This window comes from Paenibacillus gorillae, from assembly GCF_000513275.1.
GTDB classification, from domain to species: Bacteria; Bacillota; Bacilli; order Paenibacillales; family Paenibacillaceae; genus Pristimantibacillus; species Pristimantibacillus gorillae.
The window spans coordinates 20,047-42,480 of the sequence record NZ_CBVJ010000076.1 but is presented as its reverse complement, the minus strand read 5'-3'; the positions used below and the strand labels follow the sequence as shown (position 1 = coordinate 42,480).

General features: G+C 51.3%; 27 protein-coding genes and 1 pseudogene. 23 read left to right on the top strand and 5 right to left on the bottom strand.

The window, feature by feature from the left end; all coding sequences use genetic code 11:
• The first annotated feature begins 27 nt into the window (after positions 1 to 27).
• From TY10_RS13065 to TY10_RS12990, 16 genes and pseudogenes are all read left to right on the top strand, one after another.
• Entirely contained in the window at positions 28 to 687 is a 660-nt protein-coding gene (locus TY10_RS13065) for a class II aldolase/adducin family protein (RefSeq protein WP_042164109.1), read from the top strand.
• A gap of 19 nt (positions 688 to 706) precedes the next feature.
• Complete coding sequence (locus TY10_RS13060) at positions 707 to 2,197, top strand: rhamnulokinase (protein WP_042164106.1); 1,491 nt, start codon at positions 707 to 709, stop codon at positions 2,195 to 2,197.
• A gap of 55 nt (positions 2,198 to 2,252) precedes the next feature.
• A complete protein-coding gene (locus TY10_RS13055; protein WP_042164103.1) occupies positions 2,253 to 2,681 on the top strand; it encodes an RbsD/FucU family protein in 429 nt (142 codons plus the stop codon).
• Between the two features lie 264 nt (positions 2,682 to 2,945).
• Complete coding sequence (locus TY10_RS13050) at positions 2,946 to 3,830, top strand: LysR family transcriptional regulator (protein ID WP_042164100.1); 885 nt, start codon at positions 2,946 to 2,948, stop codon at positions 3,828 to 3,830.
• Between the two features lie 166 nt (positions 3,831 to 3,996).
• Entirely contained in the window at positions 3,997 to 4,857 is an 861-nt protein-coding gene (locus TY10_RS13045; RefSeq protein WP_042164097.1) for a transporter substrate-binding domain-containing protein, read from the top strand.
• 40 nt (positions 4,858 to 4,897) lie between these two features.
• A complete protein-coding gene (locus TY10_RS13040; protein ID WP_042164095.1) occupies positions 4,898 to 5,665 on the top strand; it encodes an amino acid ABC transporter permease in 768 nt (255 codons plus the stop codon).
• A 6-nt stretch (positions 5,666 to 5,671) separates the two neighbouring features.
• A complete protein-coding gene (locus TY10_RS13035) occupies positions 5,672 to 6,382 on the top strand; it encodes an amino acid ABC transporter permease (protein ID WP_042164092.1) in 711 nt (236 codons plus the stop codon).
• Positions 6,379 to 7,131 carry an amino acid ABC transporter ATP-binding protein gene (locus tag TY10_RS13030; RefSeq protein ID WP_042164089.1) on the top strand — a complete coding sequence of 251 codons (753 nt, stop codon included), beginning with the start codon at positions 6,379 to 6,381 and terminating at the stop codon, positions 7,129 to 7,131. The genes TY10_RS13035 and TY10_RS13030 overlap by 4 nt, the downstream gene beginning before the upstream one ends.
• A gap of 32 nt (positions 7,132 to 7,163) precedes the next feature.
• Positions 7,164 to 8,177, top strand: coding sequence for an LLM class flavin-dependent oxidoreductase (locus tag TY10_RS13025; RefSeq protein ID WP_042164087.1), 1,014 nt, complete (start codon positions 7,164 to 7,166; stop codon positions 8,175 to 8,177).
• Between the two features lie 30 nt (positions 8,178 to 8,207).
• Positions 8,208 to 9,395, top strand: coding sequence for an amidohydrolase (locus tag TY10_RS13020; RefSeq protein WP_042164085.1), 1,188 nt, complete (start codon positions 8,208 to 8,210; stop codon positions 9,393 to 9,395).
• Positions 9,392 to 10,546: an N-methyl-L-tryptophan oxidase gene (solA, locus tag TY10_RS13015; protein ID WP_272945295.1), complete on the top strand. Its 1,155-nt coding sequence runs from the start codon at positions 9,392 to 9,394 to the stop codon at positions 10,544 to 10,546. Before TY10_RS13020 ends, solA begins: the two co-directional genes overlap by 4 nt.
• Positions 10,547 to 10,599: 53 nt before the next feature.
• Positions 10,600 to 11,073 carry a DinB family protein gene (locus tag TY10_RS13010; protein ID WP_042164083.1) on the top strand — a complete coding sequence of 158 codons (474 nt, stop codon included), beginning with the start codon at positions 10,600 to 10,602 and terminating at the stop codon, positions 11,071 to 11,073.
• A 147-nt stretch (positions 11,074 to 11,220) separates the two neighbouring features.
• Positions 11,221 to 11,754 (top strand): GNAT family N-acetyltransferase, encoded by a 534-nt coding sequence (locus TY10_RS13005; protein WP_042164081.1) that lies wholly within the window; start codon positions 11,221 to 11,223, stop codon positions 11,752 to 11,754.
• A gap of 76 nt (positions 11,755 to 11,830) precedes the next feature.
• Positions 11,831 to 13,160, top strand: a pseudogene (locus TY10_RS13000) (LLM class flavin-dependent oxidoreductase).
• A gap of 173 nt (positions 13,161 to 13,333) precedes the next feature.
• Positions 13,334 to 13,837 carry an RrF2 family transcriptional regulator gene (locus TY10_RS12995; RefSeq protein ID WP_042164079.1) on the top strand — a complete coding sequence of 168 codons (504 nt, stop codon included), beginning with the start codon at positions 13,334 to 13,336 and terminating at the stop codon, positions 13,835 to 13,837.
• 470 nt (positions 13,838 to 14,307) lie between these two features.
• Positions 14,308 to 14,877: a GNAT family N-acetyltransferase gene (locus tag TY10_RS12990; protein ID WP_042164076.1), complete on the top strand. Its 570-nt coding sequence runs from the start codon at positions 14,308 to 14,310 to the stop codon at positions 14,875 to 14,877.
• An 82-nt stretch (positions 14,878 to 14,959) separates the two neighbouring features.
• Here TY10_RS12990 and TY10_RS12985 read toward each other — a convergent pair whose 3' ends face one another.
• The 3 genes from TY10_RS12985 to TY10_RS32055 all read right to left on the bottom strand — a co-directional run bounded on the left by TY10_RS12985 (position 14,960) and on the right by TY10_RS32055 (position 16,762).
• On the bottom strand, positions 14,960 to 15,361 hold the full coding sequence (locus TY10_RS12985) for an acyl-CoA thioesterase (RefSeq protein WP_042164073.1): 402 nt from the start codon (positions 15,359 to 15,361) through the stop codon (positions 14,960 to 14,962).
• Between the two features lie 182 nt (positions 15,362 to 15,543).
• Positions 15,544 to 16,458 carry an aspartate aminotransferase family protein gene (locus tag TY10_RS12980; protein ID WP_272945294.1) on the bottom strand — a complete coding sequence of 305 codons (915 nt, stop codon included), beginning with the start codon at positions 16,456 to 16,458 and terminating at the stop codon, positions 15,544 to 15,546.
• The gene (locus TY10_RS32055) at positions 16,418 to 16,762 is read right to left on the bottom strand and encodes an aminotransferase class III-fold pyridoxal phosphate-dependent enzyme (protein ID WP_272945293.1); all 345 of its coding nucleotides are present in this window, start codon (positions 16,760 to 16,762) and stop codon (positions 16,418 to 16,420) included. Before TY10_RS32055 ends, TY10_RS12980 begins: the two co-directional genes overlap by 41 nt.
• A gap of 239 nt (positions 16,763 to 17,001) precedes the next feature.
• Here TY10_RS32055 and TY10_RS32270 point away from each other — a divergent pair, with 239 nt between their 5' ends.
• From TY10_RS32270 to TY10_RS12970, 3 genes are read left to right on the top strand one after another with little or no spacing between them, the layout of a single operon-like run.
• A complete protein-coding gene (locus tag TY10_RS32270) occupies positions 17,002 to 17,259 on the top strand; it encodes a DUF6886 family protein (RefSeq protein ID WP_337588357.1) in 258 nt (85 codons plus the stop codon).
• On the top strand, positions 17,177 to 17,518 hold the full coding sequence (locus TY10_RS12975) for a DUF6886 family protein (protein ID WP_238327580.1): 342 nt from the start codon (positions 17,177 to 17,179) through the stop codon (positions 17,516 to 17,518). The genes TY10_RS32270 and TY10_RS12975 overlap by 83 nt, the downstream gene beginning before the upstream one ends.
• 36 nt (positions 17,519 to 17,554) lie before the next feature.
• A complete protein-coding gene (locus TY10_RS12970) occupies positions 17,555 to 18,073 on the top strand; it encodes a GNAT family N-acetyltransferase (RefSeq protein ID WP_052350535.1) in 519 nt (172 codons plus the stop codon).
• A gap of 109 nt (positions 18,074 to 18,182) precedes the next feature.
• On the opposite strand, the gene TY10_RS30435 is transcribed toward TY10_RS12970, so the two are convergent.
• Together TY10_RS30435 and TY10_RS12965 are read right to left on the bottom strand one after the other, a co-directional pair.
• Positions 18,183 to 18,338: a hypothetical protein gene (locus tag TY10_RS30435; protein ID WP_155985850.1), complete on the bottom strand. Its 156-nt coding sequence runs from the start codon at positions 18,336 to 18,338 to the stop codon at positions 18,183 to 18,185.
• On the bottom strand, positions 18,307 to 19,308 hold the full coding sequence (locus TY10_RS12965; protein ID WP_042164070.1) for a stalk domain-containing protein: 1,002 nt from the start codon (positions 19,306 to 19,308) through the stop codon (positions 18,307 to 18,309). Before TY10_RS12965 ends, TY10_RS30435 begins: the two co-directional genes overlap by 32 nt.
• 182 nt (positions 19,309 to 19,490) lie before the next feature.
• Here TY10_RS12965 and kduI point away from each other — a divergent pair, with 182 nt between their 5' ends.
• From kduI to nikR, 4 genes are read left to right on the top strand one after another with little or no spacing between them, the layout of a single operon-like run.
• The gene (gene kduI, locus TY10_RS12960) at positions 19,491 to 20,324 is read left to right on the top strand and encodes a 5-dehydro-4-deoxy-D-glucuronate isomerase (RefSeq protein WP_042164065.1); all 834 of its coding nucleotides are present in this window, start codon (positions 19,491 to 19,493) and stop codon (positions 20,322 to 20,324) included.
• A gap of 1 nt (position 20,325) precedes the next feature.
• Complete coding sequence (locus TY10_RS12955; RefSeq protein WP_042164062.1) at positions 20,326 to 21,081, top strand: DeoR/GlpR family DNA-binding transcription regulator; 756 nt, start codon at positions 20,326 to 20,328, stop codon at positions 21,079 to 21,081.
• Between the two features lie 12 nt (positions 21,082 to 21,093).
• The gene (kduD, locus tag TY10_RS12950) at positions 21,094 to 21,849 is read left to right on the top strand and encodes a 2-dehydro-3-deoxy-D-gluconate 5-dehydrogenase KduD (protein ID WP_042164059.1); all 756 of its coding nucleotides are present in this window, start codon (positions 21,094 to 21,096) and stop codon (positions 21,847 to 21,849) included.
• Positions 21,850 to 21,901: 52 nt separating this feature from the next.
• Positions 21,902 to 22,366, top strand: coding sequence for a nickel-responsive transcriptional regulator NikR (gene nikR, locus TY10_RS12945; protein WP_042164056.1), 465 nt, complete (start codon positions 21,902 to 21,904; stop codon positions 22,364 to 22,366).
• Positions 22,367 to 22,434 lie beyond the last annotated feature (68 nt).

Genomic DNA, 22,434 nt, shown 5'->3' with positions numbered 1-22,434 from the left:
CGATATTAGGGATCGGGGGAAAATAGGATGAGCAGCATGGACATTCGTCAGGAACTGTGCAAATACGCAAAAAAAACGGTAGCTAATAAATTGGTGGTTGGTCCCGGCGGCAATATTAGCGCCAAGCATGAGGGTAAAATGTATCTTTCCCCAAGCGGCTTTGCACTGGATGAAGTAGAGCCGGAGCAATGGGTAGAGGTGGATATCGAGACGGGAGCCATTACAGACATCGGTCTGCGTCCTTCCTCTGAAGTACTGATGCATCTGTGGGCTTACCGGGCAAATCCGTCGATCGGAGCAATTGTTCATACGCATCCGCCTTATTGCATCGCGTTCACGCTCGTGGAGACAGAGCTTCCGATTATGTTCCCGGACCAGGCAGCTCTCGTTGGCAAAACAGTTTACGTGCCATACGTATTGCCTACAACGGACAAATTGGCTGAAGCGCTTGTTGAAAAAGTAAACGACGCAAGTTCGATTCTGCTCGGCAACCACGGATTGGTTACGACAGGCCGCAATTTGCGCGAAGCGTATTACCGGACCGAAGTGGTCGAGGAAAGCTCGAAAATTTTCTTGATCGCAAAAGCGATTAAAGAGCCAAAGGTGCTCACCAAAGAGGAATTCGAGGAAATCGCCTCGCTGGAGAGCGAAGCTTACCGGATTCAATTGCTGCAAAAAATGCAATAAGGAAAGGGGCGGCATAACGATGTTGCTGTCAACCGTATTGGCTTTCGATCTGGGAGCAAGCAGCGGGCGGGCGCTAATCGGCAAGCTCATGCAAGCGGAGGACGGGCAGCGCGAGCTGAAGGTCGAAGAGATTCACCGTTTTCCGAACCATGCGATTGGAGTCGGCGGCCATTTGCACTGGGATATTTTACGGCTGCTGCATGAGATGAAGAAGGCGATCCGCAAAGCGTTTCAAGAAGGGCATCGCCCGGAAACGTTTGGCGTCGACACCTGGGGAGTCGATTTCGGCCTGATCGACGGCAATGGCGAGCTGCTTGGCAACCCGTATCATTATCGTGATCCGCAGACAGAGGGGCTAATTGAGGAAGTTATCGGCATGGTCGGCAAGGAGGAACTGTTCCAGCAGGGCGGACTTCAGTTTATGCCGTTCAATACCATCTATCAGCTGTATGCGATGCGAAAGGCGGCTTCTCCGAAGCTGGCTGCGGCTGCGACTTTGCTGTTGACACCGGATCTGCTCGTTTATTTCTTGACGGGCCGTAAGGTGTGCGAGTTTACGATGGCAACGACGACGCAACTGTACCATCCCGAGCAGCAAGCGTGGAACACGGAGCTGATGGATCGTCTGGGTATTCCGTCCAGTATGTTCCTGGAGCCGATTCATCCGGGTACGCGTATTGGTCCATTGACGCCAGAGGTATGCGAGGAACTGGATGTGCCGCCGATAGAGGCGGTAGCTGTTGCTACGCATGATACGGAATCGGCGGTAGCCGCAGTTCCAGCAGGCGAAGGAGCATTTGCCTATCTCGTATGCGGGACTTGGTCGCTGCTTGGCACGGAGCTGGATCAACCGCTTGTAACGGCAGAGGCGATGGAGCATGACTTCTCGAACGAGGGCGGCGCTTTCGGCAAATACCAGCTGCTTAAGAACATTATGGGCTTATGGATATTGCAGGAATGCAAGCGTGAGTGGGATGAGAAGGGGAATGTCATTTCATTCGCCGAGCTTGCCGAATTGGCGGGGCAGGCCGCTCCGTTCCGCAGCTTGATTAATCCTGACGATACACGTTTCTTTGGTCCGTCCGATATGACGGAGAAGGTTCGTTCCTTTTGCGCGGAGACGGGGCAGCCGGTACCGGAGACGGAAGCGGAGATTGCCCGCTGTATTCTGGAGAGTCTGGCGCTCAAGTACCGCCATGCGCTGGAGAAAATGGAGCAGTTGACCGGTAATGCCTACGCGGGAATGCATATGGTCGGAGGCGGTATTCAGAACCGGCTGCTGTGCCGTCTGACCGCAGGCGCGCTGGGTCGCCCGGTATGGGCTGGTCCGGTAGAGGCGAGTGCGATCGGCAATATGCTGATGCAGTTAGTGGCGCAGGGCCAATGCTCCAACTTGGCAGAAGCACGCGAGCTGTCTGCAGCATCTTTCCCTGTGGAGACTTACTTGCCGGATGAGGCGGAAGCTGCTGTCTGGAACGAAGCCTATGAGGCATACAAGCAATTGCTTTAAAGCTTGCTTTGAGCGATGAAGAGTGATCGTGATACAACCTGAAGGAGTGAGATGAATGCTGATTGGTATTTCCAAGCTGATTTCGCCCGAGCTGTTGAAAATATTGATGGAAATGGGTCATAGCGACGAGATCGTCATCGCCGACGGCAACTTTCCTGGCGCTAGCCATACGCAGCGTCTTGTAAGAGCGGACGGGCATAACATTCCGGAGCTGCTGGATGCGATTTTGCAGCTTTTCCCTCTCGATCAGTATGTCGAGAAGCCAGCTGCGCTGATGGGCGTTGTGCCTGGTGATACGGCGGAGACGCCGATCTGGGCGGAATATGGCGCGATTATTGAAGCGCGGACCGGGCTGAAGGAGCCGTTCGAGGAAGTGGAGCGTTTCGCTTTTTACGAGCGGGCAAAAAAGGCCTATGCTGTTATCGCAACCGGCGAAAGCGCGTTGTATGCGAACCTGATTTTGAAGAAGGGCGTTATTAAATAAACGCCATTGAATAAGAGGAAGTCCGTTGACGTCACAAGTCAGCGGGCTTCTTTTTTTACATAGATCGGCAGTGGAATGACGCACTAAAGTATCGTTCTCGATGCCTGACAGAGCAGATTGCCCGCAAGCGGCCATTGTCCAGCGTTCACCGGAAATTCCAACTGTTGACACTTTAGCCGACCTGATCTACTATTAATCCAATCCACTAAATCCTAGTTATCTAATTGGAAAAGTAAACAAAGAGCGGGCAAGGGGGAAACGATGATGAATATCGACAATATCGAGGCGTTTGTCTACGTCATACATTACGGAAGCTTTAACAAAGCGGCGGAAATTTTATTCTTATCACAGCCGTCGGTAACGGCGCGTATTCAATCGCTGGAGCGGGAGCTCGACTGCAAATTATTCGACAGGCTGGGGAAGCAAATTCAGCTGACGGAGGAGGGCAAGCGGTTTTTGCCTTATGCGCAATCGATTCTTCAAACGCTGCAAAAAGGAAAACTTCATCTGCATCAGAAAAAAGCGCTCCCGAACGAGCTGCGCATCGGCTGCACCGTGTCGGTATCCAACTACGTCCTGCCGCATCTGCTGCCGGCCTTCAAGGAAATATATCCGGACATCCACTTTAAAGTCATTACAAGCGGAACAGACGATATCGTCAATAAGGTGCTGGGCAAAGAAATCGATATCGGCTTCGTGCGCCATACGAATCATCCGAACCTGCAGTCAGTGAAGCTGTACGAGGACCCCATCCGTCTTCATGTATATAAAGGCCATCCGTTCATCGGCGATTCCGAGCTTACGATCGATCGAATCGGGCATTATCCGTTTGTATTCTTTGAATGCGGCGCGCTGGATTGGATTCGCATTCACCGTGCCTTTGAAGAGTTGAATGAGCCGCCTGCTATCGTCTATCATACCGACAATTTGGAAACAGCCAAAAAACTCGTGCTAGAGCAAGCGGGGATCAGCTTCCTGCCGAGCTTGTGCGCATTCGAAGAAGTGAACAGCGGCCAGTTGTTCCCGATTGACTTCCCTGAGGTCGCCGGGATTTCACTGCAGACGAATATGATCGCACTCGGCGGCGAACATACGACGTACTTTAATACCCTTCAGAAGCTGGCCAAGGAGCATCCGTTTTTCCGCTAAAATATAGCTCTGACAGCCTTTATTGGATTGTTGAATTCTCTTATAGAAAAACTCTATTATCCGGCTTATTGACGGCGGAGAAGGCGGATGATAAATTAATGTCAAATCAATTCTTACAAAAACAGTAGGAATTATAGGTTTAATAAAAATTCATGGGGGAATTGAAATGAAAAAGTTTTCGATAGTAGCGGCATTGATCGTATTGGCACTGGTCGTGTCCGCTTGCGGAGCCAATAGCGGGGGCGGCAACGGTTCTAGCGCTGCATCGGGGTCAGGCAATAATGGCGGAACGAAGACGGTTAAAAAAATTATCGTCGGTACCGGCACCCAATTTCCGAATGTTTGCTTTATTGACGACAGCGGCAAGCTGACCGGGTTTGACGTTGAGCTTGTCAGAGAGCTGGACAAACGTCTGCCGGAATATGAATTCGAGTTCAAGACGATGGATTTCTCCAATCTGCTGCTGAGCCTCGAGACGAATAAAATAGATTTCATCGCCCATCAAATGGAGAAAAATCCGGAGCGGATCGAGAAATTTCTATTCAACAAAGAGCCGTACAGCATTTTCTTGACGAAGGTGACTGTAGATAAAAACGATACGACGATTAACTCCATTGAAGACTTGAAAGGCAAAAAGGTATATACAACGCCAACCAGCAACGCAGCTTACTTCCTTGAGCAATACAACAAAGAGCATGACAACGCGCTTAACATCGTTTACTCCAGCGGCGCAGCCAATGACCTTGTTAATATTATTCAAAGCAAACGTGTTGACGCTACGATGGCAACCGACTTTGCATTGGCGTTCTACCCTGGAGCAGACGGCAAGCCGGCTTTGAAAACGGTAGGCGAGCCGCTTATCCAATCGGATGTGCTGTTCGTGCTCCGCAAAGACAGCCAGGAGCTGTCCGATAAGCTGGACGAGGCGATCAAATCGGTGAAGGAAGACGGCACGCTGTCGAAGCTTAGCGTTCAATGGCTGGGTCAAGATTTCACGAAATCATTGGACGAAGCAACGACGAAGTAATCTTTAAGTTAATCATTTGGGTATAAGGTGAGGTGTGAAAATGGGCAAAAAATTCGACATAAACTACGTGCTCGACTTTATACCCAAATTGCTGTCTTATTTGGACATTACATTGTTTATCGTTACGGCGTCGCTTGTGTTTGGACTGCTAATTGGCTTTCTGGTGGCGCTCCCGAGGATGTACAACGTTCCGGTGCTGAAACGAGTATCCCAGGTTTATGTATCTTTTTTCCGTGGCACTCCGATTCTTATTCAGCTGTTTCTTGTCTATTACGGCGTGCCGGAGTTGTTCAAGCTGGTGAATATCGATCTATCCCGGACGGATGTGCTTGTGTTTGTCATTTTGTCGTACTCACTGCATAGCGGGGCTTTCATTTCCGAAGGCATCCGGGCTGCGGTCAACGGGGTGGAGCGCGGGCAGGTTGAAGCGGCCTACTCGGTTGGGATGAACGGCTTTCAGGCCTTTACCCGGATTATATTGCCGCAGGCGCTGGCCATCTCAGTGCCGATATTCGCTAACCTCACGATTGCCAATTTGAAAGATACGTCGCTTGCCTTCACGCTGGGTGCGATGGAGATGACTGGAAAGTCGCAGACGCTAGGCACGGCGACGCAGCATTTTATCGAAACCTATATTGCTCTATCGCTCATTTATTTCGTAATCAGCACGGTGCTGGAGCGTGCGTTCCATTATGTGGAGCGCAGACTGCTGAAGCATGAGAAGCAGCTTGTCCAGCATGGGCACAGATCGAGAAAACGCAGCTTATGGGGCAAACCGCTCGTGACGCGCATCGAGGAAGGGGGCTAGATCGATATGCAGCTTGATTTCAGCTTTATCGGAACGGCACTGCTGAGTTTGTTCAAAGCCCTTCCGAACACGTTGCTTATTACGGCTGTATCGGTCCTTGTCGGTTTCCTGATCGGTACGGCAGTGGCGTTAATTCGCATTTACCGTGTTCCCGTGCTTCATCCCATCGCCTCCGGCTATGTTCTGTTTGTCCGGGGGACACCAATGCTTATGCATCTGCTGCTCATCTATTTCGGGCTTCCGATGCTGATCGACGGCATTGCTGGAGCGCTTGGCTGGGGAATTCGTTCAACGGCCATTCCGCTAATTGGATTTGTCTATATTTCATTCTCCATAACAGCCGGCGCTTATATGTCGGAGGTAGTCAGAGCAGGTATTACGGCCGTTAACAGAGGCCAGCTGGAAGCGGCATACTCAATCGGAATGACAACGCCGCAAGCGCTGCGGCGGATCGTAATGCCGCAGGCACTCGCTGTCAGCTTGCCTAACCTGTCGAACAACCTGATCGGCATGCTGCACGGATCAACGCTTGCGTTTACCGTGTCGGTCGTTGAGATTAATGCACAGGCGCAGATCGTTGCCGCAAGCAATTGGAAATTTCTTGAGGCCTATATTGCAGCAGCGCTCTTGTTCTGGGGAATGACGATATTGATCGAACGGGGCACAGCACTGCTGGAGCGCCGGATCAACAACTATAATCGAGGTGGTGTAGCATGATCAAGCTGAGTCGGATTTCAAAATCATTCGGGAAAAATCAGGTGCTTAAAGATATTACCCTTTCTGTAGAAAAGGGAGAGGTCGTTGTCATTCTGGGCCCGAGCGGCTCCGGCAAAACGACGCTGCTGCGCTGCCTGAACTATTTGGAGCGGCCTAATGACGGCACGATTGCAATCGGCGATTACACTGTAGACTGCAAGCATGCCGGAAAGAAGGATATCCACCAGCTCCGTCAAAAATCGGCAATGGTGTTCCAGCATTACAATCTGTTCAAGCATAAGACGGCACTGGAGAACGTCATGGAAGGCCTCGTCATCGTGCAAAAGCTGCCTAAGGAAGAAGCCCGCAAACGAAGTGTAGAGGTGCTGGAGAAGGTAGGACTCGGCGCCAAGCTCGACGCTTATCCGAGCCAGCTTTCCGGGGGACAGCAGCAGCGGGTCGGTATCGCCAGAGCATTGGCGCTTAACCCGGAAGTGATATTGTTCGATGAGCCAACATCGGCTCTTGATCCCGAGCTGGTCGGTGAAGTGCTCGATGTTATCCGAAAAATCGCTAATGAAGGCATCACGATGATCGTAGTGACTCATGAAATGAGCTTTGCCCGTGAAGTATCCAATCATGTCGTCTTTATGGACGGCGGTGTCATCGTCGAGGAAGGCAAGCCTAATGAACTGTTCGGAGCGCCGAAGGAGGAGCGGACGAAGCAATTTCTGAAGCGAATTACATCGGACTGGGTCTATAACATTTAGTACAGCGCTAGCGCAAAAGGGAGAGGGTACCGATGACGATCAAGCTTAGCATTTTGGATCAAAGTCCGGTTTTTGAAGGAGAGACGCCTGTCGATGCATTCCGCCATACAGTAGAGCTTGTTCAGCACGCGGAGCGTCTTGGCTATCACCGGTTCTGGGTGTCCGAGCATCATGACGGTTTTCTGGCCGGATCATCGCCGGAGGTGCTGATTGCCTACTTGATCGGCCAAACGGAGCGGATTCGTCTCGGCTCCGGCGGCATCATGCTGCAGCATTATAGTCCATACAAGGTTGCGGAGAACTTTAATATACTTGCTACACTGGCTCCAGGAAGAATTGATCTTGGCATTGGCCGTGCGCCGGGCGGACTGCCCCGTTCGACCAAAGCGTTGCAGAAAGGGATTACGGAACCGCAGACGTTGTCAGAAAAGCTGGAGGAGCTGTCGCATCATGTGAACAGCACGCTGCCGGATACGCATCCGCTAGCTGGCATTCAAGCATCGCCAATTCCACAGCAGCCTGCAGACATTTATCTGCTTGGAACGAGTGTCAGCAGTGCGGAGCTGGCTGCAGAGCAGGGCCACGCTTACGTATTTGCCCAGTTCATTAACAGCGACCCGGCTGTCGCCGAAGAAGCGCTGGCCCTTTACCGCGAACGATTCCATTCAGCTTCCGGCAAGAAGCCTAGAGCCATTATTGCATTATCTGTAATCGTATCGGATACTGATGAAGAGGCGGCACTGCTCGCAACGGACATGAAAAATGTCCGGATTACGCTGGCGGATGGCAAAACGCTGAATCTTGGAACGGTTGCGCAAGCAGAGGAATTCGGCAAACAGTCGGGTCAGGAATATACGATTACGGAGAGGGACGCCGAGGTGACTAAGGGCTCCAAGGAAACGGTTCGGCGCAGACTGCTGGAAATTCAGCAGCAATACGGTGTAGACGAATTTATCGTCACGACCGCTGTGAAAGATTTTGGGCTGAGACTGCGGTCCTACGAGCTGCTCAGCGAGGCGTTCTCCGAATTGTCGGTAGGCAGCTAATAAAGGCTGCGGAAAGAGGAGGAGCTGCATATGGCTAATCAAGCACGGAATGCTGCGCCGGATTTTGATCAGTATTTGATCGATATTCGGCGCCATTTACATCAATATCCGGAATTGTCGAATGAAGAATTCGAGACGACGGCAGCCATTCGGCGCTGGCTGGAGGAAGCGGGAGTACGCATTGCCGATTATGGACTTGCCACTGGCGTAATCGCCGAGATTGGCAAGCCTGCGGGCGAAGGACCGCTCATCGCCATTCGCGCTGATATCGACGCATTGCCGATTCAAGAAGAGACGGGGCTTCCGTTCGCTTCACGTATAGAAGGAAAGATGCATGCTTGCGGGCATGATTTTCATACAGCTTCCATCATTGGCGCGGCTGTGCTGCTGAAGCAGCGGGAGCATGAGCTGAATGGAACGGTTCGCTTCCTGTTCCAGCCTGCTGAGGAGAAAGCGCAAGGCGCGCTTAAAGTAATTGAGAGCGGAGCGCTTAACGGTGTGCAGGCTGTATTCGGAATGCATAATAAACCGAACCTGCCAGTTGGCGTAGTTGGCGTGAAGGAAGGACCGCTAATGGCAGCGGCGGACGGCTTCATCGTTGAAGTCGACGGCGTAGGCACACATGCAGCGGTGCCGGAAGCCGGCAATGATCCCGTTGTAACGGCGGCTCATATCGTTACTGCGCTGCAATCCATTGTCAGCCGCAACGTCGGTACGCTGCAAAGCGCGGTTGTCAGCGTGACGAAGCTGAACAGCGGCACCACTTGGAATGTGGTTCCGGACAAGGCAGTGCTGGAGGGGACGATTCGCACATTCGAAGAGGATGTGCGGCAGAAGGTGCTGGCACGGTTTGAAGAAGTTGTTCTTGGCGTAGCTTCCGCATTCGGAACAACGGCCAGAGTACGATGGATTCAAGGGCCGCCGCCAGTCTATAACGATAAACAGCTTGCTGTCGTAGCGGAAGAGGCTGCTGAAAGAGCGGGACTGACAGCAATCGTACCAGTGCCTTCGCCGGCTGGCGAGGATTTCTCCTTTTATCAGAAGCAAGTGCCAGGCGTCTTCGTCTTTATGGGGACAGCAGGGCCGCAGGAATGGCATCATCCGGCGTTTGATCTGGATGAACGGGCTTTGCCGCTAAGCGCGGGTTACTTCACCGAGCTTGCGCTGCTTGCGTTGGAGCAGTTGAAGGAGCCAGCAGCAGGGAGGATCAGCCAGTGAGTACGTTGCGATCCTCTTATGATGTAATCGTAGTTGGCGCAGGCTCGATGGGTATGAGTGCCGGCTACCATCTGGCGAGCCGGGGAGCCCGGACGCTATTAATCGACGCGTTTGATCCTCCGCACAGCAATGGCAGCCATCATGGCGAGCCGCGCCTCATCCGCCACGCCTACTCAGGAGGAGCCATCTATACGGAGCTGGCGCTTCGCTCACATGAGCTGTGGAATGAGCTTGAGGATGCGAGCGGCGAGAAATTACTCGTGCAATCAGGCGTCATAAATATGGCTTCACCAGGTGTTTATTCCTTGGAGGACAAGCGGGACAGCTCGGCAGCCTTTAAGGTCGAGGTTGAATATTTGGACGCGGATGAAATCCAGAAGCGCTGGCCGGGCATTCAGCTGCCGGAGCATTATCAAGGGCTTTACGAGCCGAATGCCGGTTATCTGTTCAGTGAGCGCTGTGTAGCGGCTTATCGGAAGCAGGCGCTGGCCGCAGGGGCGGAACTGCTCGTTAACACGATTATTCGCCATATTGAAGCGGACGGCGAAGGTGTTGCTGTACACACGCCCGGCGGAATCATTCGCGCCGGCAAGGTCATCGTAAGCGCAGGAGCATGGTTCAAGACGCTGGAGCCCTTCATCACATTGCCCATTCGTCCTGTCCGCAAGACGGTGGGCTGGTTCGAATCAGCGGAGCCGTTATTCAATGAATCAGTCTTTCCCGGATTTACCCTTGGTACGGAGAACGGCGGCTATTATGGCTTCCCGAGTATTGGCGGCGCCGGGGTGAAGATTGGCCGGCATGATACAGGGGTGCCTTGGCTGCCTGGAGAGGACGTTAAGCCTTTTGGCAGCTACCCGGAGGATGAGGGCGATATTCGCCAAGCATTAGAGACCTTTATGCCGCAGGCAGCAGGCAAGCTGCTGCGCGGAGCGGTGTGCAAATACGAATTTACGCCGGATGAGGATTTTATTATCGACGTTCATCCGGAACAGCCTAATGTATGGCTTGCCGGAGGCTTTTCCGGTCACGGCTTCAAGTTTTCCAGCGCCGTCGGTGAGCTGCTTGCAGACTTGGCTTGGGATGGCAGCACGAAGCGGGATATCGGATTGTTCTCGCTCGCCCGGTTTCAACAGGCATCGTCGCGGTAATGAATAGGGATAGTGATGCAAGCGGTAAAATTCGATTATTGGAGGCAGAGACAATGAGCAATCAACCAGCAGATGTACAAGGCTATTTAAATACGCATGATCAATTGCAGGAAGCGATCAAGGGACTGGATGCAACGCAGCTGAAATGGAAGGAAACGCCAGAGAAATGGAGCGTGACGGAGGTGCTGACGCATCTGGCTGATCACAATATCGTCGTATCGTTCCGAATTCGGGATATATTGGCAGATACGAAAGCCACGCTGCCTGCTTTCAGCCAAGATCTATGGGTTAGTGGACAACAGGGGAATCAAGGCGATGCATCTGATGTGCTGGCTTTGTTCAAAGCGCTGCTCGTCTACAACAGCCTCTTGTTTGGCAGATTAAGCGAGGCCGACTGGGGGAAATCGGGCATTAACTTTAAAGGCGACGCAGTTAGCGTTGCTGCGGCCGTTGAAGGATTCACCAATCACGTTCAGCGCCACATCGGGCAAATCGGCCGGATTAAAGAAGCCTATTCAAAAATTTAATACATCGATCGAAAAGGTTGATTTTACGGCTGGACCTGGCTCATGTTAAGGTAAATATATTAATCTTACTTATTTCATGGGAATTATAAGTTTTCCGGGAAAGCTTTGCTTTAAGCTAGCACGGCAAATAGGGAGGATGATGATCCGATGACGGAAATTAACGGTATTATAATCCGTGATGCGGAGGACAAGGACCGGGACGCTATTCTAGCGCTCATGCTGGAATCCTACGGTCAATATGAGAAGGTAATGCCGGGTGACGGCTGGCTGCAATATGCAGAGAGTATTAGGGAGTCTGTTGACCGGGAGGGACCGGTTGCCCGCATCGTTGCGGAGCTGGACGGTGAAATTGTCGGAAGTGTTCAGATGTTCACCTCTTCGGAAACCGCCTACGGCGCGCCGGAGCTCGGGATCGATACTCCGATTATCCGCCTGCTGGCTACCTCGCCGAAAGCGCGAGGCAAAGGCGTTGCAACGTCTCTTATTAAAGAAAGTGCCCGCAGGTCCATTGAGCTTGGCTCCGACACGCTGCATCTGCATACCTCCGATATGATGGAGTCTGCTGTCCGGTTGTACGAACGGCTGGGCTTTGAGCGGGCTTTCGATAAGGAAATGCAGAAGGGCGAAGTGCTGGTTAAGTGCTACCGGCTGCTGTTGAAAGAAACAGCTTTGTTAAGTTAATGCTTACAGGAAATTGAATGGCATTGTGTTGGCGCTCGGCAAACGGTTTATCACGATATAATTGGAGGGAAACATAATGGCTAAACGCAAAAAACTGAAGTTCGGAGCTCTCATTCACGGTGTTGGCGGACATATAGGCGCATGGAGGCATCCCGATGCGTTAACGGACGCTAGCGTTAATATCGAATTTTACAAACAGCAGGCGCTGAAAGCGGAGGAGGGTAAATTCGACCTGATCTTCATTGCGGACGGCCTTTATATTACCGAGCAGTCGATCCCGCATTTCTTGAACCGTTTTGAGCCGATTACAATTTTGTCCGCTTTAGGTGCGGTGACGAAAAACATCGGTCTTGTGGGAACGCTCTCGACCTCCTATAGCGAGCCGTTTACGGTCGCCAGACAATTTGCCTCTCTTGATACAATCAGCGGCGGCCGCGCAGGCTGGAACGTTGTAACGTCTCCGCTGGAGGGTTCAGCTAAAAATTTCAGCAAGAAAGAGCATCCGTCGCATCCTGAACGTTATAAGATCGCCGAAGAATATCTGGAAGTAGCAAGAGGGCTGTGGGATTCCTGGGAGGATGACGCTTTCGTCCGCGACAAGGAATCCGGCGTGTTCTTTGACCCCTCCAAGCTTCACCGCTTGGATCACGAAGGCGAATATTTCAAGGTACAAGGGCCGCTTAATATTGCCCGTTCGAAGCAAGGCCATCCCGTTGTGTTCCAGGCGGGCTCATCGGAAGCCGGCAAAAACTTGGCAGCGAAAAGCGCTGATGCCGTATTCACTGGTCACGAAACCATTGAGGAAGCTAAGCAGTTCTATGCCGATGTGAAAAGCAGAGCGGCTGCCTACGGCCGTTCGGCCGACGAGATTGCGATCTTGCCTGGCTTCGGGCCTATTGTCGGCGTGACGCAAGAAGAGGCCGATGCCAAATACGAGGAACTGACTAAGCTCGTTACAATCGAAAAAGCGCTTGAGTACCTGGGTCGTTTCTTCGAGCATCATGATTTCTCGCAATATCCGCTGGATGAGCCGTTCCCGGATCTGGGCGAGCTTGGCGGCAACAGCTTCAAGAGCGGTACCGACAAGATCAAACGGATCGCGAAGGAGCAAAATCTGACGCTGCGTCAGGTTGCGCTTCGCTCAGCTACGCCGCGCACGCCGTTTATCGGCACGCCGGAAAAAAGTCGCTGATCTCATTCAGCAGTGGCATGAGGAAGAAGCGGCTGACGGCTTTATTTTCCACGCGGCTACACCTAAAGGACTGGATGAGTTTGTAGAGCTGGTCGTTCCGATTTTGCAGGAGCGCGGTATTTACCGAACCGAGTATGAATCGGGTACGCTAAGGGGCAACCTGGAGCTGCCGGTTCCTGACAACCGTTACGCCAAGGTGAAGGTAAATAGTTAACATAGGCATGTGCTCGCCTGGCGGGCAGATTGGAAGAAGCGGAGCGATGTGGCTCCGCTTTTTTTCATGTGTTGAGGGGGCTTGGTGGGGAGGCTAGGTCGGCTTGCGCATAAGCGGCTAATTACGATACACTTAAATGTATACACTGTCATGATTCATAAGGAGGATATGCCATGAATACGCGAAGCATACAAGTCGGTCCACCACGGTTCGGAATAGCCGTTCATGCGCTTATCTGGTTGGCCCAAAGCGGAGGATTCGTCACAAGCGCATCGATCGCTGGGAAAGTGAACTCCCATGCTACCTTTCTTCGCAGAGTGCTGGCACTGCTGTCACAATCCGGTATTGTGGAAGCCAGAGAGGGCCGCGATGGCGGCTACTGCTTGAAAGTGGTGCCGGAGAAGCTTACGCTTGGCGACATCTATATAGCGGTGAAGTCCGATGATTGCAGTGCAGGCGAGCCGATCAAAGAAACGGAATGCAAGCAAGAGCTGGAGTCGGTCAAGGGCACAGAGTGCAATCAAGCCGGTGAAGCGATTATGAAGCTGGATGAAGCGCTAGGCAGCATTATGGCCGAGGCGGAACAGCAGACGATACAGCTTCTTGCAAAATATACGTTAAGCGATTTAATGAGCCATGTTGATTTCTGCCAGCTGGCCAAACAGGTATCGGAATGAGAGGAACGGCCGTGATGGCCGTTTTTCTTTCGTTATAGCTTCTTATTGAGCTTGATGGCTGTCTATGTCTATGTCTATGGCAATGTGCGTCGCATAACGAAGCTGCTTCGCAATATAGCGAAGCATATTTCGCTGTTCGGTGAGGCTGGGCGTGCATGTGAAGGGCTAGCGAAGAGAATTTCGTTTTTCGAGAACCTTGCTTCTCCATTAGCGAAAATTGGTTCGCTGTAATCTGTATGGAGAGGCGGAGCGGCTTTATTAACGAAGCGGGATTCGCTCAATAGCGAAGCTACTTCGTTCTAGAGGATGTTGATCAATAAGAAGGGGTTAGCCCAATTCCAGGGCCGTAGAATGCTACAGTTTTTACTGATTTGCTCCTTTTCTTTTACTAATTTTCCTTCTTTGTAACTATTGTCTTTTCCAGAAATTGTACTATAATCGGTTGAAATAGAAGCCGAAGGGGGATGGCGATGATGCTGCCTACATTAGAAACAGACCGATTGTTGCTGCGGCCGTTCGAATTGTCGGATGCAAGGGAGGTTCAGCAGTTGGCTGGTCATATCGAGATTGCCCAAATGACGCTGAACATTCCCCATCCTTATCCGGATGGCGGGGCGGAGATATGGATACGTTCCAGCAAAAATAACAGCCGCGAGGGCAACGGATTCCCTTTTGCAGTCGTTACGAAGGACGATGGCAAATTAATCGGCTGTATCAGCCTGAATTTATCTAAGCCGCACCGTAAGGCAGAGCTGGGTTATTGGCTGGGCAAGCCGTACTGGGGACATGGCTATTCGACGGAAGCGGCAAAGCGCGTGCTTTCTTTCGGCTTTCAGGAGTTGGGACTCAACAAAATTTACGCCATTGCGATGGTCAAAAATCCGGCGTCCACGAATGTAATGAAGAAGCTTGGAATGAAGTGGGAAGGCGAACTGAAGGAGCATATTTTGAAGTGGGATGTGTTCGAAGATATCGTGTACTACGGCATCCGGAAATCGGAATATGAGTCGCAGCAGACAGATTTAATTGTGCAAGGATAAAAGTAAAGCGTGCAGAGGAGGGCAGTTCCGCCGTCAGCACGCTTTTTTGTATGCATTCTATGTAACTTAGCCTTTGTTCCGATTAAAGCCCGGCTTCAAAAAGCCTTCTAAGCTCGTCCGGCACCGGACGGCTTTTCCTGGTTTGAGGGTCCATTGCGACGCTCGTGACGAGTGCTTCAGCACAAAGGACAGCCGCCTCGTTATAGATTCGCTGCTCCAGTACGAAGCTGCTTCGTCCAACGGTTTTTGGCTCGGTTGCTACAGTTAAGTGGTCTCCTTGCACACATTCATGCCGGTAGCTAATATTAATATTCACCGTAACGGTCTGAACGCCTAGCGCTTTCAATACGTCGTAGTGGAGGCTGCCGGCTTCATACCATTCCTCGCGGCCCCACTCCAGATACTCCAAATATTTCGCATTGTTCACATGGCCGTTCACATCAATTTCGGTGGGGCGAACGATAAGCTCCAGTTCTGTTTTCATCGTAAGTAACGCCTGCCTTCCGCTCTGTCCTTATTTCTAAAAATTATAGCATTGTTAGGCCCATGGCGAAAAGCCGAGGGCAAACAGCAATTTGTTCTACGCAGTCCCGAATTTATTGCACAAATACCCCCGGACACCTTCTCAATAGGAAGGAGTTCGGGGGTACACGTTAGGAATAAACGCTAGGAAGCTGCCAAGCCGATGCGTGCCAGCGCCTGCTGGAGCAAGCGAATCATTTCATCCACATCGGATTTTGTTGCAATCAGTGGAGGCATTAAGCGGATCGTAGAAGGCTTTGGCGCATTAATCAGCAGCCCTTCTTCCATGCTTTGGGCGACGAGGGATTGGGCAGAGCTTTCAGGAACATCAAAAGCAAGCAGCAGTCCTTTGCCGCGAATATTGGAGAGCGGATAGACTCGTGCCAGTTCTTGCAGCTTGCTGATGGCATAACTGCCGACTATGGCGGCTTGCTCTGCGAGACCGAGGCGCACGATTTCCTTGACGACTGCGAGACCGATGGCCATCCCTAGCGGCGCCCCGGCGTACGTACCGCCCTGATCGCCTTGCTCGAATAGGTCGAATTTACTCTTCGTCAACATTGCGGATAACGGGTAGCCTCCGCCGATTCCTTTGCCAAGCGTTAACACGTCAGGCTGAACATCATAATGCTCGAAAGCAAATAGCTTGCCGGTTCTGCCCAGTCCTGTCTGAATCTCATCCACAATTAGCATGATGCCGTAAACGTCGCATGCCTTGCGGATTGCCTGCAAATAAGCGGGATCGACCGCATTCACGCCGCCCTCGCCTTGTACAAGCTCCAGCATAATCGCGCAGGTGTTGTGGCTGATTGCCGCAAAGCAAGCGTCAAAGTCATTGATTGGCACATGAATAAAGCCGGGAACCTTCGGCTCGTAAAGCGTATCCCATTGGGCTTTGCCCGTGGCTGACATCATAGCCAGCGTTCGGCCGTGAAAACTGTTCGTTAGCGTAATGATCTCATATGCACCGCCCAAGTGAAGAGCGCCATGCTTACGCGCCAGCTTTACCGCGCTTTCGTTAGCTTCGGAGCCGCTGCTCGCGAAAAAAAGCTTTATCAAAGCCGGAAATTCCAGTTAGCAGCTGTGAAAATTCAATCATCGGCTTATTGTAAAAGCCGGGGCTCGCATGAACGAGCTCTCCAGACTGCTTCAGGAGTGCTTCCCGCAAAATAGCAGGCGAATGACCAAGCGACGTCACTGCCCAGCCTCCGATAAAATCCAAATACGACTTGCCTTCCGTATCCCATAAATGCATGCCCTCGCCGCGTTGCATTACTACAGCCGGACGTTTCGCCGTAAACAGCACCGATTGCTCCGCAGCAGCCAACAGGCCGGCCGTTTGCGATTGTACAGCTTTCGTCATCCTCATCAAACCCCCATCACGTATTGATTATTGAATAAATATACACTTAAACGAATAAAAATACAATCATCAAATATGGAATTCCGCAAAAATATGTTTATCTAAGCAATAAACAGAGCAGGAGCTCGGACTGTAAAGAAGAACCAAATTCTCTAGCCGTTTTTATTAACAAGAACGTTGTTGTATGATGAGCTATACGGAAAAAGAGGGAATACCATCCATTTAAGGGAGGCTAACGATTGCTCTATCATATTAGCGAAGAGTCGGATATTGCACAATTTAGTCCCAGACCGCCTGCTGCATATCCGGGAATGTCACCGGTTGTATGGGCGCTGGATGAGGCGCATCTCGTTAACTATCTGTTTCCGAGAGAGTGTCCTCGTGTCATCTATGCATTATCAGACGGAGTGAGCGATGGGGACCAGGAGCGATTTTTTCTCCTTTACGACTGCAAAGGTCATTATTGCAATAGAAAGCGGTTGGTACGAGAGAATTAATCAGACGAGGCTTTATCAGTATGCTTTTGACCACATTGGATTTGAATGCTTTGATGAAAATGCAGGCTATTATATTTCGGAGAACGCCGTTAAGCCGCAGGCTGTCGAACCGATTGATGATCTGCTCCATAAAATAACGGCTTCAGGCGTTGAGCTGCGCGTTACACCGAATCTGCATCCGCTCCGGGATGCGGTGTTGTCTTCTACCTTGGATGATTTCTCTATTATAAGATTCCGTAACGCGGCGCCACATTTGTAGCATCTATATAGAAGCTTCACAGGGGGGAGAACTAGAATGGAAGAGCAAATTACGTTGAAACGGCTATCCTCTCAAGAGGAAGCATCGGCGCTGGATGAAAACTTTTCAGCCATCTACCCGTGGTATAGCTCTAGTGATTATTACGAGAAATGTTTGGCTGAAAACCGGGAGGGCACGCGGGTAACGCTTATCGCTTATTACGGCAGCGAATTAGCCGGATGCTGTCACTTGCTGTACAGCTCCGCTTATCCTGATTTTAATCAGAAAGCAATTCCCGAAATAAACAGTTTGGACGTGTTTCCGGCATACAGACTCAAAGGAATTGCCAGTGCCTTATTTGACAAACTGGAGGCTATCGCTGCCAAGACTGGCAATAAGATTGGCCTAGGCGTGGGCTTATACAAGGACTACGGGAACGCTCAAATGATGTATACGAAACGCGGCTACGTTCTGGATGGTAACGGCATTATGTATAGTAATGAGGAAGTGAAGCCCGGAACTACCGTCAGAGTAGATGATGAGCTGCTGTTGTATATGGTTAAAACACTGGTCTAGCGCAGCCGCGCCAGATCACATGTATAACATAAAAAGGCTGCCGGAATCGCAAGCAAGCGACCCGGCAGCCTTTTTATGTCCTTTTGTTACCTTCTATTATATAGAAGATTTACTTGCGGATATTAAAGCCAATGAACGCTTTCGTATTGAAATCGAATACGGCGGTCAACGGCCCAAGCAATTCATCCTGATCGGTAGTGTAAGTGACCGTTACGAGATTGCCGTTCGCAGCTTTAATTTCGGCAAGCAGCTTTTTTCTGCTCATCGCTGGAAGCCATAACTCCTGAGTGCTGTGCAGAGACGATTTCAACGACTGCTTCATCTTTTTTGGTTTTGATGTGCTTCGCTTGATCGGATACTTTCGCCCAAGCCAAATCACGGTATTGCTGAGCAGCTTCAGGCGTCATTTTACCAGGAGTCTGGACGTCAGACAGCACGACAAGATAGAACAGCGGGCTTTGCGGCGGGATGCTTTTCGTCTCGAACGGACCATAGTAAGCACGTACCTTCGTGCCGGCTTTCAGATCCTCCCATTTCACCGATTCGCCCTGAGGTGTCAGGACGCTAGTTTCTTTGCCGGCATTCAGTGTCAGCGTTGGAACAGCTTTGCCATCCTTGGTCTCGCCGAATTGAACTTGCCAGCCATCCTCCGTATGTTTAACCGATTGAATGACATCTTCCTTCACAGCACGGTCCGCTTCAACTGTAATTTTCGCAGCGTGTGACTGGCCAGGGAAGCTCATCGTCATCACCGGCCCATATTCTGCGTTAATTTGCTGGCCGGCTTTCAAATCCTTAGCCGCTACGGTCTTGCCGGCTTTATCCTTAATAACAGTCTTCGCGTCGGCGAACAGAATCACCCAGGAGTTGGAGCCTTTGCCGAGCAGCTCAATCCGGTATTGCCCTTTGTCCTCCGTCACATTGACGATAACGCCGGTACCGCGCATATAGTCAGCCTCTTCCTGGCCTTTGCCATTCAGCTCGATTTCCTTGTTTTTCGCATCATAATGGAGTGTGTATCCCAGCTCAGTTGCAGCACCGCGGACCGGAACATACGCTTGTCCGTTAATGTAGACGGGGGTCAGGGAGGTGTTCTCTCCATTGACGACTACCTTCACGTCCTTATGCAAAATACCCGTTACTTTCTCTACCATTCCAGCAGCTCCAACTACAGCAGATGTGCCTAGCAAGCCGGCGGCGGTCAACAATACGATCAGTTTTTTCTTATGTGTCATACAAGCAAGCTCCTTCCGTATTTACCGAGAATGTATGTCATGTAGCTTGACACCCCTCAGACGTGAACGATTTTTGAAAGGTTGCAGAAAAAGAAACAAACAGCTATTTAAGTTCGTAAATGTGTGTTATTATGAAAACGAACATTTTCGAACATCCCTATACGAATGAGGAGGAATTGACAATGGAAGTGCGTCACGCAACGAACCCTGAGGATTTCAAAACATACACGACAGAACGATTGAGAAAAGATTTTTTGATCGAGGGCTTGTTCAATCCTGATCAAATTTCGATGACATACAGCCATTATGACCGGATGGTCGTAGGCGGTGCTTTCCCGATTCAAGAGAAGCTGGAGCTGGCAGATCCCGATACGCTGAAAACGGACTATTTTCTGGAGCGCCGTGAAGTCGGCTTTCTGAATATTGGTCAAGGCACAGCGGTTATCTCGGTAGACGGCGAAGTCTATGAGCTGGAGCGGCTGGATGTACTCTATGTCGGCAAAGGCAAACGCGAGGTTCATCTTGCCAGCAAGGACAGCGCCAATCCTGCGAAGCTGTACTTCTGTTCCACCTCTGCCCATAAAGAACTGGAGACGCGGAAAATGACGGTGGAGCAGGCAAATCCGACACATCTCGGCTCGCTTGAGACGTCCAATGAGCGGGTGCTTTACAAGTATATCCATGCAGACGGTATTCAAAGCTGCCAGCTGATGCTTGGCGTAACCAGCTTGAAGACGGGCAGTATCTGGAATACGATGCCATCCCATCTCCATGACCGCCGAATGGAGGCATATCTGTACTTCGACCTGAATGCGGATGCCCGTGTATTTCATATGATGGGCGAGCCTTCGGAGACGAGACATCTGGTCGTGGCTAACGAGCAAGCGATTCTTTCTCCGCCATGGTCGATTCACTCCGGAGCGGGCACGAGCAACTATACGTTCTGCTGGTCGATGGCGGGAGAGAACTATACCTTCACCGATATGGATGTCGTAAAAATGGACGAGTTGAAGTAGTATGCTTGCGGCAGAACGTCATCGGTATATCGTCAAGCAGTTGGAGGAGAAAGGAAGCGTCAAGGTTTCCGAATTAAGCGAATCGTTTGGGGTCACAGAGAAAACAGTACGTGAAGACTTGGAGAAGCTGGAGGAGAAAGGGCTTCTCAAACGGATTCACGGCGGAGCCGTCATGGCTCAGGATGGCGAAGACAGCCTGCTGCCGCTGCAAATTCCGAACAGCAAGCATCAGAAGGAAAAAGCGGCCATTGCTGAGCTTGCGATTTCTGTCATCGAGCCAGACGACATTATTGCGCTGGATGCAGGGAGTACGACGCTTGAAATTGCGAAGCGGCTGAAAAACATGCCGATTACGGTGTTGACCAACGATTTGCTCATTATTCGCGAGCTGACGGCGAAGGACCAGGTTCGGCTTATCGTGCCGGGCGGTTATCGTCATCATAACTTGTTGATCGGCAATGAGTGGCATGAGTGGATTAAGCGGCTTAACGTGCACAAGCTGTTCTTATCGACGACGGGCATTCATATGGAATACGGCTTGACGATTTTTACCGAAGAGCTGACCAAGCTGAAGCAAGTTTATATGGAATGCGCCAAGCAAATTTATTGTGTAGCCGACCATAGCAAATTTGACCGTGGCGCTCTAATTACGTTCGCAGAGCTGGATGCGGTTCATTGCATTATGACGGACGCAGCTGTCGATGATGCTGTCGTACGCAAGTATGAGGAGCAGGGCATCCGGATTATGAAGGCGTAGGGGGAACGTAAAATGAGTTTTTTTGATCTAACTGGAAAAACGGCAATTGTAACCGGGGCAGGCCGGGGGCTTGGCACGGCGGTTGCGATTGGTTTAGCCAAAGCGGGAGCTGATATTGCGCTCGTAACGAACAGCACGCCGGCTTCGGCTGTTCAAGCCGAGATTGAGGCGCTTGGCCGTAAAGCGATTACGATTCAAGCGGATATATCGGACCGCAGCCTGCTGCCAGGCATCATTGAAGGGACGCTGCAAGGGCTGGGACGTCTGGACATTCTCGTCAACAATGCAGGCATTATCCGCCGTACACCGGCAGCTGAGCACCGGTTTGAAGATTGGCAGGATGTACTGGACGTGAACTTAAATTCGGTATTTGTACTTTGTCAGCTGGCGGGCAATCATATGATCGCTCAAGGCTCGGGCAAAATTATTAACATCGCTTCGATGTTAAGCTTCCAGGGCGGCATCAACGTTCCGGGCTACACGGCGAGCAAGCATGCCGTTGCTGGATTAACGAAGGCGCTGGGCAATGAATGGGCGGCAAAGGGTGTCCAAGTGAATGCGATTGCTCCTGGATACATGAGCACGGATAATACGGAGGCGCTCCGTGATGATCCGGTGCGCAGCAGGCAGATTCTCGACCGCATTCCGGCAGCGCGCTGGGGAACTGCGGAAGACTTAATGGGGCCGGCGATTTTTCTTGCATCGCAAGCCTCGGACTATATGGCGGGTCACGTATTATGCGTGGACGGCGGCTGGATGAACCGGTAGAACTGTGGTAAACTTTGGACAATTATACGGTTAGACTGGGTGGTTGTCCAAAATGGCGGATAAAGAGGAATTGACGAGGTTCGGGGTATCGTTCCCGGCGCCTCTGATCGAACAATTTGACGAATACGTCGAAGAACAAGGCTATTCGAATCGTTCTGAGGCAATACGGGATCTGGCGCGCAAAGCGCTGCTGGAGCCGTCCCGTTTGAAGCCGGAGCAGCTAGTCGCAGGTACGATCGTAATGGTCTATGACCATCATGCGAGAGAGCTGCCGCTGCTGCTGATGGAGATTCAGCATGATTATCATCGCGATATCATTTCGAATATGCATGTGCATTTGAATCATAACCAGTGCCTTGAGATCATCGCGGTCCGGGGGCAGCTTGCCAAGCTGCGCCAATTGCATCAGCAAATTCAGGTGCAAAAGGGTGTAACCTATGCCGAATTGTCTGTAACGTTCGCGGAAGAAGAACATGCCGGGGAAGAACATGATCATCCGGGGCATGGGCACCGGTAATGGACGAAGGCTCCTTGCATGGCCGAGTAATGGCCTGACAAGGAGCCTTTTTTATGGTCATCCGGCTG